Raw genomic sequence first — 12,258 nt, forward strand, 5'->3', positions numbered from 1 at the left:
CTGCGAATCTGCAGCTGAGGGAGTCACGGAGATGCTGACTTTGTGGAGCGTCAGTAGTTGCGGCGGTGCCTGAGCCTGGGAAGAACGACGGCGAACACGCCTGCCGCTGCGAACCCCAGTACGCCTGTGGCCGTCACTCCGGCGCCGAGGGAGGCTACCGCCGTCACCGCGGAGAGAAGCACGGGGCCGCCGGTGGAGCCGGCGTCGGCCATGAAACGCCAGAGGCCCAGGAACTGCCCGCGGCCGCGGTCGGGCGAGAAGTCGGCGCCCAGCGTCATCACCAGGCCGGAGCTGATCCCATTGCCGAAGCCGATCAGCAGGGCCACCAGCAGCAGGCCCGTGAACCCGGCGGTAAGCGGGATCAGCACCAGCGCCACGCCCATGATCAGGGTGGACGGGATGGCCACCCACAGCCGCCCGCGCCGGTCCATCACCTTGCCCGCCGGATAAAAGACCAGCATGTCGATCGCGCCGGAGAGCCCGTAGACCAGAGATGCGTGCGTGGGATCGAGGCCCAGGTGGTCGGCCCACAGCGGGATCACCACCTGGCGGGAAGCGCGCAGCGCGCTGAGCAGCAGGATGCCGATTCCGGCCGTCAGGAAGACGCCCGCGTGTGAGACGGCCACACCGCGCAGGGTAGGCTCCGGGCCCGCGTCATTGGGATCGGAGCCGTCCACCGCCACCAGGTCCGGAACGGTGACGGCGAGCACGGCGGCAGCGGCCATGCCGGCAACGCCCACCCAGTACGCGCCGCTGATGCCGACCAGCGCGATGGCCGCGGCACCGATGAACGGCCCGATGAACACACCGATGCGGCTCACGCCGCCCAGCGTGGACAGGGCGCGGGCCCGGAACTCCACCGGCACCGCCTCGGTGAGGTACTTCTGCCGGGCCAGGCTGAAGACGGCGGCGGACATCCCGACGACGGCCATCGCCATCGCGAGCAGCCAGAGTCCGTTGCCGATCACCAGCGACACCCCCGCGGCCAGCAGGGCCAGCGCGCCTGCTGCTGCTGCGCCCACGATGGACCAGCGTTCGCCGAACTTCAGCGTGATCATCGAGGCCGGCAGGTTGAAGAACCACGAGCCGAGCCCGATCAGGGTGACGATCAAAGCGGCCACGGCAACGGAGGCACCCAGCTGGACGGCGGACAGTGCCACCACCGGCAGGATCGCGCCCTGGCCAATGCTGAAAAGGAGGGCGGGGCCGAATGCCGGAACAGCAATGCCGCGCAGGCTGAAAGGCGGCGGGCTGTTCGGCGGAGTCATCCCCTTCATCCTAGGTGCGCACCCGAACGGGACCGCGGAAACCCGGGTCCCGCGAGGCCGGAATCACAAACAATTTGATTTACGGCGCCACACATTTCAACCAGACCTTGGCGAAATTAATAAGTGTGCTTAGCCTTGAGTCAGGGCGAGGCGCGCGGACCCCAACCGGACATCGAGTATGGTTCGGAAAAACTGAACAGACGCAGGAGTGATCATGGAAGTCTGGCCGGGCAGCGCGTATCCACTGGGCGCGACCTTTGACGGGATGGGGACAAACTTCGCGCTCTTCAGCGAGGCGGCCACCGCCGTCGAGCTGTGTTTGATAGCCGGGGACGGCACCGAAACACGCGTTGAGCTCCCTGAGGCTGACGGGTATGTGTGGCACTGTTACCTGCCCCAGATCCAGCCCGGGCAGAAGTACGGGTACCGGGTCCACGGGCCGTACAACCCCGCCAGGGGCCAGCGCTGCAATCCCAACAAGCTGCTTCTGGACCCCTACGCCAAGGCCGTCGCCGGGCAGGTGCACTGGCACCCGGCGATGTTCTCCTACAACTTCGGCGATCCGTCCTCGCGGAACGACCAGGATTCGGCGCCGCACACCATGCTGGGCGTGGTGATCAACCCGTTCTTTGACTGGGCCGGGGACCGGCCGCCGCGGATCCCCTACCACCGCTCCGTCATCTACGAGGCACACGTCAAGGGGCTCACCGAGCTGCACCCCGAGGTGCCCGAGGAGCAGCGCGGCACCTTTGCCGGCGTCGCCCATCCCGCCGTCATTGCGCACCTGCAGCGGCTGGGCATCACGGCCATCGAGCTGATGCCGGTGCACCAGTTCGTCAATGACGGGACGCTGCAGGAGAAGAACCTCAGCAACTACTGGGGGTACAACACCATCGGGTTCTTCGCGCCGCAGAACACGTACAGCTCGATCGGCCAGATGGGCCAGCAGGTCCAGGACTTCAAGGCGATGGTCCGCTCGCTGCACCGTGCGGGGATCGAGGTGATTCTCGACGTCGTCTATAACCACACGGCGGAAGGGAACCATTTGGGCCCCACCATGAGCTTCAAGGGGATCGACAATGCCGCATACTACCGGCTGCTGGAGGACGACAAGCAGTACTACGTCGACTACACGGGCACCGGAAATACGCTGAACGTCCGCCAGCCGCATTCCCTGCAGCTGCTGATGGATTCGCTCCGCTACTGGGTCACCGAGATGCACGTGGACGGCTTCCGCTTCGACCTCGCCGCCGCGCTGGCACGCGAGTTTTACGACGTCGACCGGCTCTCCACCTTCTTCGAACTGGTGCAGCAGGACCCGATCGTGTCGCAGGTGAAGCTGATCGCGGAGCCGTGGGACGTCGGGCCCGGCGGGTACCAGGTGGGCAACTTCCCGCCGCAGTGGACGGAGTGGAACGGCAAGTACCGCGACACGGTCCGCGATTTCTGGCGCGGCGAGCCGGCCACGCTGGGCGAGTTCGCGTCCCGGCTGACCGGGTCCGCTGACCTGTACGAGCGGTCGGGGCGGCGCCCGGTGGCCTCCATCAACTTCGTCACGGCGCACGACGGCTTCACGCTGCGGGACCTGGTCTCGTACAACGAGAAGCACAACGAGGCCAACGGAGAGGGCAACCGCGACGGCGAATCGCACAACCGCTCGTGGAACTGCGGCGTGGAGGGCCCCACAAGCGATCCGAAGGTGCTGGCGCTCCGGGCCCGGCAGCAGCGGAACTTCATCGCCACCATGCTGCTCTCGCAGGGCGTGCCGATGATCGCGCACGGCGACGAACTCGGCCGCACGCAGCAGGGCAACAACAACGTCTACTGCCAGGACTCCAGACTCAGCTGGGTCAACTGGGACGCCATCGACATGCCGCTCATGGAGTTCACCTCCGCGGTCAACCGGCTCCGCGCCAAGCACCCCACATTCCGGCGCAGCACGTTCTTCGACGGCCGGCCGGTGCGGCGCGGCAAGGGCGAGAAGCTGCCGGACATCGTGTGGCTGAACGAGGAGGGCATGGAGATGCTCCCCGAGGACTGGGGCCGCGGGTTCGGCCGGACCATCGGAGCTTTCCTTAACGGCGACGGCATCCAGGGCCGGGACGACCGCGGCCGCCGGATCACGGACGTGAACTTCCTGCTGTACTTCAATGCGCACGACGACGACATCAAGTTCACGCTCCCGTCCGGTGAGTTTGCCGAGGCCTGGGACATGGTGATCAACACGGCCGGCACCGGAATGGAACGCGCCCCGATCGACGCCGGCTCGGTGCTGAAGGTGGCCGCCAAATCCATGGCAGTGCTCCGCGCCCGCGACCTCAGCCAGCCCGAACCCAACCTCTCCGTGGCCCCAGGACTCCAGTCCCCCGGCCCCGCCTAACCCTTCCTCACCTCCCGTCGCATTTCCCCCGACCCATCCTCACCTCCCGCCGCATTTCCCCCGACCCTTCCTCACCTCCCGTCGCATTTCCCCCGACCCGTCCTCACCTCCCGTCGCATTTCCCCCAACCCTTCCTCGCCTCCCGCCGCATTTCCCCCAACCCTTCCTCACCTCCCGTCGCATTTCCCCCAACCCTTCCTCACCTCCCATCGCATTTCCCCCGACCCGTCCTCACCTCCCATCGCATTTCCCCCGACCCGTCCTCACCTCCCATCGCATTTCCCCCGACCCATCCTCACCTCCCATCGCATTTCCCCCGACCCGTCCTCACCTCCCATCGCATTTCCCCCGACCCTTCCTCACCTCCCATCGCCAAGCGGCCGGTCTGACCAGCAGGTCACGCGGAAATCACCGGCTGGAAACCACCCGGCAATGTCGCGGCCCCATCCTGAATAGAGCGCCGACGGCGCGACAGAACCAAAGCGCCGACAGCGCCGGGATGGAGCCCGCCATGAACGATTCAGCCGCGACCGGCACCGCAGCCGGCCGCATCATCGATTGCCGCAACCTCTCCGCCGGCGACACGATTGAGGCCAGTTACAACGGACAGCTTTATTACGTGGGAACGGTGACGGAAACCGTGCCCGACCTGGGCATGTTCTGGATTCACGAGGCCAGGACCAGGACCCGGAAGCTCCTGGATCCGCTGGCCCTGCACGTGGTCCGGCTGCAGTCCGCCGACGCTGCCCCCGATGCGACCGGCGGTCCGAATGCCGAAGCAGGTCAGTAACGTTTGCCACGGCCGATGTCGGTAGGTATTTTTACACTCACAGCAATCTTCCGGGTGGCATTCAGGTAAAACTGGGGTCTCGCCGTCGTACTCCGGATGATGAGCAGTACGAACGTCTCCCGCCTGGCCCAGCCTGAATCTTCAGCGCATCAGCGACGAGCCGCTCTGCCGCGGCTGAACCGCCGGGGCTGTCCCGGCGGCCACTTCGTGTTTGGGGGACGCACACATGACCGTATCCAAATGGGTCGCCGCCGGTTCGTCCGCGGCCGTAGTCGCTGGCGGACTCTTCCTTGGAGCCCCCACAGCCGCGGCAGCACCGGGCGATGCCGCCTGTGTGCAGGCTTCCACCCAGTTCGAAGCCGCCCTCGCTGCCGCCGGCATTACCGAAACCACGGTTGGCGACCTCGAGTCCAAGGCCGCCGTCGCGGCGGACGCCGAGGCTCTTTACAATTCACTGGTCGAGGCAGCCGGTGCTGTTCCCGCCGCTGAACTCGCCACTGCGCAGGCAGCGCTGGACGACGCCGTCGCGGCGACCGCTGCCGCCGAAGAGGCGGAGGAAGCAGCCGAAGATTCTGGAGACCCAGCGGCCATCACAGCTGCACAGGAGGCCACAGCAGCAGCAGAGCAGGCAGAGGACGCAGCCCGGCAGGCAGTGGACGACCTTACCGCGGCGTACCAGGCCGCCATCGACACGCCTCAGATCAGGGCAGCTCTGGAGGCCGCCGACGCGGCTGCCGCCGATTTCGACGCCGCGCTGGCCGCCGTCTCGCTCGACGAAGCCACAGCCAACGGCCTTGCGGGGCTCTTCGAGGCCTTCGTCGCCGCCTGCGATCCGGATTCGACGGGCGTTGATCCGGTCACGCCGCCGGTGACCGGCCCGGGAACACCGCCGGTCACCGGTCCGGGGACTGTTCCGGGAAGCACGACGCCGGCCGTCGCCGGTGCGGCCGACGTGACCCCTGCCGGGGGCGGCACTGCGCTGGCTGCCACGAACAGGGGCCTGAACGTACAGACCGCGGCAAAGGCCGAGCCGGCCGTTCACCCCGGACTGGCGCTCCTCTCCGGGCTACTGGCGGCGGGCATCGCCGTGCCCGCGGCCGTCGCCATGAGAATGCGCCGCCTGGAGCGCAGCCGGAGGTAAGCAGTTGGTTCCGCAGACCGCGCCCAGCCAGTGCCGGCCCATCCGCCGTCGCTGGCTGTTCGTGCCCGCAGTTGCTGCGGCGGGTTTGGCGGCCGCTCTTTTCCTGGCGCCGTCGAACGCTGTTCCCCCAAGCGGCGGCCCCCTGAACGGCGGCGGCAGCACCGCCGTCGTGCCTTCAGCAGTTCCGTCGGCGGCGGATTCCCCGAGCGCCGCGGACGTAGCCCGCAAGCCGGTGCCTCCGCTGGCGGCGGCGCCGACGGCGGTGTCCATCCCGGCTGCCGACCTGAACGTGCGGGTTCTTCCGCTGACTCCGAGTGCGGACGATCTGGCTTCGGAATCGCTCGTGCCACCGCTGACCGTCGATGCGTACTGGCTGACGATCTATGGCGTGCCGGGTGCGGGGTCAGCCAACACGACGTACATCGTGGGCCACAGCTGGGACGGCCGGGATGCCCCGTTCAACCGGCTCAGCGACGAGACGCTGGTGGGCAAGCCGGTCACGGTGACCACGGCGAAGGGCGCGCTGAAGTACGTCGTGGATTCGGTGACGACCCACGACAAGAACACGCTCAAGGACAGCGACATCTGGAACGTCGTGCCCAACCGTGTGGTCCTGATCAGCTGCTACACCGAGGACCCGTGGGGCAAGAACGTGGTGCTCACGGCCTCCCCTGCCACTTGACCCCCAACGCGTCCTCACCTTTCGTCGCTTGTTTCCCAACGCGTCCTCACTTCCAAGCAAGCTTGATTCAATATTGATCGAATCCTGCGGCAATCTTGGGCCTTATGCGGCAGGCAAGTGCGAGCACCGTGACAGTATTAGTTCGGTTGCAAAAATCCGACAAAAAACTTCCTGGGGGGAACTATGTCCACAACCGAAATCACACCTGCCATTGCTCCGCCGTCTGCGGACAAATCGAAGCGCCGGAAGGCAAAAGCAATTCTGGCCGGCGGCCTAGTTCTTGGCATCGGTGCAGCAGTCACGCTCGCCGCCTGGAACGACTCCGAATTCGCCATTGGGAGCTTCGGTGGAGGCCATTTCAAGATGGTTGGCAGCAAAGCTGAGAATGACGCGTTTACGAATCACGACGACGCGTCTGCAGGCGCGGCGTTAGACTTCCAGGTAAGCGCGGCCAATCTGACACCGGGTCAAACAGTGGCTGCGACATATGCTGTTCAGCTAGACGCCGCCACCGATTTTGCAGCTACGGTCAGGGTCAATTCAGCGCAGGGCTCTGGCGCGGGGAAGAGCCACCTTACCTACGGAATCTTCACGGTTGCTGACTGGGACGACTGCACGCCGAGCGCTACGGCAGCCTCCACTTCGGGAACTCAAATTGTCTCTGCGGGCCACGGTCTCGATTCCGTGGATGGTGCTTCAGGCTTCGATTTGGCCAAGTCCAGCAACGGGACCGACCCCGGAGCCCCCGTCTACCTGTGTTTCCAAGTGTCGGCTGACAGCACCCTGGTTCAGGATGAGACGGCAACGGCAACCTGGGGGCTGCTTGCGGAGTCGAAAGCCTCCTAAGCCGCCATGGGCCAACATGTGAAGCCGTTGCGCGGCCGCCACTTCACACGTGTACGCGCATTACTGGCTGGTGCCCTCGTCCTTGGCGTGGGCGCCAGCGTCACCCTTGCGTCGTGGACTGACTCCGAGTACGCCGCAGGCACATTCACGGCCAGCACGTTCCGCCTTGAGTCCAGCACCGGATCCAGCACTCTCTGGAAGGACGGCACTGCAGATGACGCATCCATCGTTGTCAGCGCGGCTGGCTTGTCTCCGGAAGCGTCGAAGTATGCATCGCTGAAGATCCGCACCACCGCTGCTTCAACCGCCGGGGGAAATGTCAGCCTGACGAGTTCAACACCGGTCGGAGACTTGTCGCCGGTGTTGGAATATCGCGTGGTCTTAGCGGCTGCGACGTGCGATTCGAGCGCCTTCACAAGCGCGGCAACGTTCATCGCCGGGTCTTCGTCGACGTACCAGCCGATTACGTCGGTGCCGAGTCCGGCTGTCACATCGCCAATCAGCTCGGGCTCCGGCAACGAGCTCCAGTACTGCTTTGACGTAAGAATCAAGGCTGGTGCGGACAACAGCTTCCAGGGCAAGTCAGCAACGGTCACATGGCTATTCACCGGGACATCAAATTAGGGAAGGAGGAACCAGCGTGAGTCACAGGAAGAGCGGAAGCAGCCGGATAGGCAACGCCCTCCTGAACGTCGCAGCGTTTGGCGGCACTGTCTGCATCATCCTGGTGGTCCTTGCGTTTTTCTTCCACATCACCCTCATCATGTTCAAGACCGGTTCCATGAGTCCGACGATCCCGGCCGGCTCGCTCGCCGTGGTCAAGAAGATCCCGGCATCCGAGGTGCACGTGGGTGACGTCGTCACGATAGACCGGGCATCGGCCCTGCCCGTGACGCATCGAGTTACTTCTGTTTCGCGATCTGAAGGCGGCGCAGCCAGAATCACGATGCGCGGTGACGCCAACCCAACCGACGATCCCCTGCCTTACGAGGTCCAGACGGTGCGGATCGTTCTGTGGTCGGTGCCGGAGCTGGCCTACGCCGTCAATGCCGCCAATAATCCGCTGGTGCTAGGGGGCCTTACTGTCGTGATGGCCGTTGTGGTGACGTGGGCTTTCTGGCCGCGGGATGAGCCCCGCCGCCGTCGGAGTGAAAGCGAGCGTCAGGAAGCGGCAACATGAAGCGGCAGCGGATTGCCGTCGTCGGACTCCTCACCCTAGTGGGCTCCTTAGCTGCGGCTCCCCCTGAGCCGACGACGGCGGCATGGACAGTTCCGCAGCAGGCGAAAGCAACACTTAAGGCCGGGACGGTCGCACCTCCGAAATCATTGAGTTGCACAGCCGGTAGCCTGCAGGACGCCCAATTTACGTGGACTCTCCCGGACGATGGACTTCCCCGAACCGGCTATAAGTGGACTCTTACAGCCACAACTGCTGGAGGGCCGTCCGGCAGTGGAACCATTAATAGCCCACAAGCGACAAGTGTGCCGGTCCCGTCCGGACTACTCACGAGCGGTACCTCAGAATTCACTCTCGTCGCGGCCGGGCCTGGCGGTTGGGATTCGTCGCCTGTCAAGGGTGAGGTGACGGTCGTTCTCAGCTTGCTGGGTATACCCGTCGGCACGACATGCAGGGTACTCGCGGCCTAGCGCCCTACTGCCCGCGCTTGCTCAGAAAACCATCCAGCGCTGGGAGGTCGTCCGTGTTGATGTGGTCGACGCCCGCCTCCAGCAGTTCGGTCCACATAGCATCACGCGCCGGACCCGGCTGGTCCGGCGTCGCCCAGAACCGCACCCGGTAACCGTTCGCGTGAGCCGTGGCCACATACGCACGCAGCTTGGCGCGCTCGGCCTCCGGCATCGGCCCGACACCCTGCCAGGTGAACAGCTTGGTCCAGTTGTCACTGACCAGCGGCATCAGTGAAGCAGGCATCCCCGAAGCCAGATCCGCCGAGCGGCCGTCGTAGAAGCCGAACCTCTTGTCCGCAGCCTGCATTGTCGCCAGCGGGCGGTTGCCGCTGATGACGGCGGTGACCGGCCCGGTGGTGACCTTGCCGTTGGCGTACCGCGTCATCAGCGCCGGGTGCTCCGCCAGTTCCTTCTCGACGGCCGCATACGTCGGTTCGCCGTCGCTCTTGATGTCGATCAGCAACTGCAGGCTGCCGTCCCAACCCGGGTAAACGCTGTGGCCCTGCTGCCGTACGAGCTTGTCCAGCGGGTCCAGGTAGAGGCTTTCAAGCGTGACGCCTGCGCGGGCATTCGCGAGGTCATGCGCCACGCGCAGCTCGCCGTCCACCAGCCAGACGTCCGCCTCCACACTCGTGAACCCGTGTTCCAGCGCGTCCAGCAGCGGCCGTTCGTGTTCGTAGTCGTTGTGCGCGTGCGCTGCGGCATGCGGCTCGCCCAGTACGACGGCGGCATCCGGCGCCGCGGTGGACGGGGCGGCGATTCCGGCGAGCGCCGTTAGGGCGACGAGGGCAGTGACGGTGCTTTTGAGCAGCACAGGGTTCTCCTTCAGTGCGGTTTTGGGGACGCGGCCGCCGCTTCCCGGATTGGGAACGTCCGACGGCGTGCCCCACCACCCTGCCCGCCGGCGGCTAACGCTTGTCCACCGGCCGCTGACACTCAGGTGAACGGGACATGTCGCAGACCCGCCGGCCGACGCTTCCTCAGATCCTGTCGACAAGAACCAGACGCGTCCTCACTGGCTTATGCCTAGGTGAGGACGCGTTTGGAATTAAGCGACCAAAGGTGAGGACGCGTCTGGAATCAAGCGGCCAAAGGTGAGGACGCGTCTGGAATTAAGCGGCCAAAGGTGAGGAAGGGTCGGCGAAAAAGCGGCAGGAAGGGAGTGGAGGGGAGAGAAGAGCAGGGACCGAAGGGTTAGCCGACGTGGATGCCGGGGCGGCGGGCGGGGTCGGGCTCGTTTTCGCGGATGATCTCGCGGACCACGGGGGCGGTGTCGCCGCGGCCCAGGAGCAGGTACCGCATGAGATGCGCCAGCGGGTTGCCCTCGGCCCACTCGAAGTACGCGTGCGGCTTGACTCCGGTGGCGGCCTGCAGGGCGAGCAGGATCGCGGCGATGGCGTTGGGCGCTGCCGGGCTGTTCGCGCGAAGGACGCGGTGCCCGTCCACTTCCACCCCGCGCACCGTGAGCACGTCGCTGAAGCCCGACGGGTCCGTAACGTCGATCTCCAGGAACATCACATCGGCCGTGCCGGGCACCGGGTTGTTCTCCCGCTGCGCCGCCTCCTTCTCCGCGTACTCCTTGGCGTCCCTGGCCTGCGGGCGGTTGGCGATGATGTTGATCCGCCCGTCGTAGTCGATCGTGTCGGTCACGAAGCGGCGTGCGGCCTCGTCGAACTCAATCCGGTCCACCCGCAGCTCGGTGGTGCGCGAGACTCGGGACACCAGGGAAACCACCACGATGCCCAGGATGAAGAACCCGGAGATCGCCAGGCCGTCCGGTTTCTCGATCACGTTCTCCACCAGGGCGTAGAGCAGCACCAGCGTCAGCACGGTGAAGCCGACGGCGGCCCCGCGCTTCTTCTTGCGTGCGGCGGAAATGCTCACGGCCACCGCGCCGGAAACCATCATGAACAGGATCCCGGTGGCGTAGGCGCCGGCCTGGGCGTTGACGTCTGCCTTGAAGCCGATGGTGATGAGGATGCTGATGGCCGTGTACACGAGAACCACGGGCCGCACCGCGCGGGACCAGTCGGGCGCCATGCCGTACGAGGGCAGGTAGCGGGGCACGATGTTGATGAGCCCGGCCATTGCGGAGGCGCCGGCGAACCACAGGATCAGGATGCTGCTGATGTCGTAGACGGAACCGAAGCCGTTGCCGAGCCGCTCGTGTGCCAGGTACGCCAGCGCACGCCCGTTCGCCGGGCCGCCCTCCTGGAACGCCTCGGCCGGGATCAGCACGGTGGTCACGAAGCTGCTGCCGATCAGGTACACACTCATAACCACGGCCGCCGTCGTCAGGAGCTTGCGCGTGTTGCGGATCCGGTTCCGCAGCATCTCCTCCGGCGTCGCACCGGAAGCCTTGACCAGAGGCATCATGCTGACGCCGGTTTCGAAGCCGGAGAGGCCCAGCACCAGCAGCGGGAAGGCCAGGATCGCAGGCCCGGCAATGTTCCCAATGCCGCCGCCAAAGGAGCCGAGTTGCGCCATCCAGGCGGCGACGGCACCCGGCTGGGTGACGGCGTCGTAAATTCCGGTGCCGATGATGACGGCGTTCAGCAGCAGAAAGACGGCCACCAGCGGAATGGCCACGGCCACCGCTTCGGAAAAGCCCATCAGGAACACCCCGCCCAGGATCAGCAGCATCACCACGGTGATGGGCACCGCCTGGCCCTCAAGGAACGGCGGCAGGTACGGGTTCTCCAGCATGTGCACGGTGGCGTCGGCGGCGGACAGCGTGATGGTGATGATCCATGACGTCGCCACGAACCCGAGCAGCACCAGCACGAACAACTTCCCGCGCCAGAACGGGAGCAGGTTCTCGAGCATGGCGACGGACCCCTGCCCGTGCGGGCTCTCCTGCGCCACCCAGCGGTACATCGGCAGCATGCCCAGCAGTGTCAGGGCCACGATCAGCAGCGTGGCCAGCGGCGACAGCGCCCCGGCGGCGAGCGCGGCGATGCCGGGGAGGTAGGACAGCGTAGAAAAGTAGTCCACGCCGGTCAGGCACATGACCTTCCACCAGCTCTGCTGGTGCCCGGTGCCCTCGGCGGACTCCGGCCCCACGGGCTGGTGCACCTTGTGCTCCAACAGCCACCGCGTGAACGCGCCGCCGGGGCCGTTCTCCCGCTCTGGGTTGGGCACGCTGGCCGGAACGGAGTATTGGGCTGGTGCGGTCATGAAGTGTCTTTCTGGATTTCGGGGAAGGTTCCGCCGCCGGGCCGCTGGCAGCGGCGGGAGGGCGGGCCGGGAGCGGCTTGCCCGCCGCCGGACTGCGGGAGAGCGTCCGACGGCGGGGGCTACTTCGTTGCTCTGATGAGCCGGTAGATCATGTAGCCGGTGACGCCGATCCCGAGGATCAGCCACAGCAACGGGGCACTTTGCGTCAGCATGGCAGGACACGGCCTTGCGTGCTTGAGGTGGCCACGGGGTCCTTCGATTCACATGGGCAGTTTGCTGATGACCACG

The 12,258-nt window shown here is 65.9% G+C and carries 10 protein-coding genes; 7 read left to right on the plus strand and 3 right to left on the minus strand.

What is annotated here, in order from left to right:
- Nucleotides 1-50: 50 nt before the first annotated feature.
- Nucleotides 51-1,268, minus strand: coding sequence for an MFS transporter (locus ACFVTE_RS09055; protein WP_387099316.1), 1,218 nt, complete (start codon nt 1,266-1,268; stop codon nt 51-53).
- A 214-nt stretch (nt 1,269-1,482) separates the two neighbouring features.
- On the opposite strand from ACFVTE_RS09055, the gene glgX reads away from it, so the two are divergent.
- From glgX to ACFVTE_RS09090, 7 genes are all read left to right on the plus strand, one after another.
- Nucleotides 1,483-3,648 carry a glycogen debranching protein GlgX gene (gene glgX, locus ACFVTE_RS09060; protein WP_387099318.1) on the plus strand — a complete coding sequence of 722 codons (2,166 nt, stop codon included), beginning with the start codon at nt 1,483-1,485 and terminating at the stop codon, nt 3,646-3,648.
- Between the two features lie 511 nt (nt 3,649-4,159).
- On the plus strand, nt 4,160-4,438 hold the full coding sequence (locus tag ACFVTE_RS09065) for a hypothetical protein (protein ID WP_387099320.1): 279 nt from the start codon (nt 4,160-4,162) through the stop codon (nt 4,436-4,438).
- Between the two features lie 226 nt (nt 4,439-4,664).
- A complete protein-coding gene (locus tag ACFVTE_RS09070; protein ID WP_387099322.1) occupies nt 4,665-5,579 on the plus strand; it encodes a hypothetical protein in 915 nt (304 codons plus the stop codon).
- A 4-nt stretch (nt 5,580-5,583) separates the two neighbouring features.
- Nucleotides 5,584-6,261 carry a class F sortase gene (locus tag ACFVTE_RS09075; protein ID WP_387099324.1) on the plus strand — a complete coding sequence of 226 codons (678 nt, stop codon included), beginning with the start codon at nt 5,584-5,586 and terminating at the stop codon, nt 6,259-6,261.
- A gap of 183 nt (nt 6,262-6,444) precedes the next feature.
- The gene (locus ACFVTE_RS09080) at nt 6,445-7,107 is read left to right on the plus strand and encodes a SipW-dependent-type signal peptide-containing protein (protein WP_387099326.1); all 663 of its coding nucleotides are present in this window, start codon (nt 6,445-6,447) and stop codon (nt 7,105-7,107) included.
- Between the two features lie 6 nt (nt 7,108-7,113).
- Nucleotides 7,114-7,731, plus strand: a complete 618-nt coding sequence (locus ACFVTE_RS09085) for a SipW-dependent-type signal peptide-containing protein (RefSeq protein ID WP_387099328.1) — start codon at nt 7,114-7,116, stop codon at nt 7,729-7,731.
- Between the two features lie 16 nt (nt 7,732-7,747).
- Complete coding sequence (locus ACFVTE_RS09090) at nt 7,748-8,287, plus strand: signal peptidase I (RefSeq protein WP_387099330.1); 540 nt, start codon at nt 7,748-7,750, stop codon at nt 8,285-8,287.
- A gap of 471 nt (nt 8,288-8,758) precedes the next feature.
- Here ACFVTE_RS09090 and ACFVTE_RS09095 read toward each other — a convergent pair whose 3' ends face one another.
- Together ACFVTE_RS09095 and ACFVTE_RS09100 are read right to left on the minus strand one after the other, a co-directional pair.
- Nucleotides 8,759-9,607 carry a phosphatidylinositol-specific phospholipase C/glycerophosphodiester phosphodiesterase family protein gene (locus ACFVTE_RS09095; RefSeq protein WP_387099332.1) on the minus strand — a complete coding sequence of 283 codons (849 nt, stop codon included), beginning with the start codon at nt 9,605-9,607 and terminating at the stop codon, nt 8,759-8,761.
- 380 nt (nt 9,608-9,987) lie between these two features.
- Nucleotides 9,988-11,970 (minus strand): amino acid transporter, encoded by a 1,983-nt coding sequence (locus tag ACFVTE_RS09100; protein ID WP_387099334.1) that lies wholly within the window; start codon nt 11,968-11,970, stop codon nt 9,988-9,990.
- Nucleotides 11,971-12,258 lie beyond the last annotated feature (288 nt).

The sequence above is a fragment of the Arthrobacter sp. NPDC058097 genome (genome assembly GCF_042884885.1).
Taxonomy (GTDB): domain Bacteria; phylum Actinomycetota; class Actinomycetes; order Actinomycetales; family Micrococcaceae; genus Arthrobacter.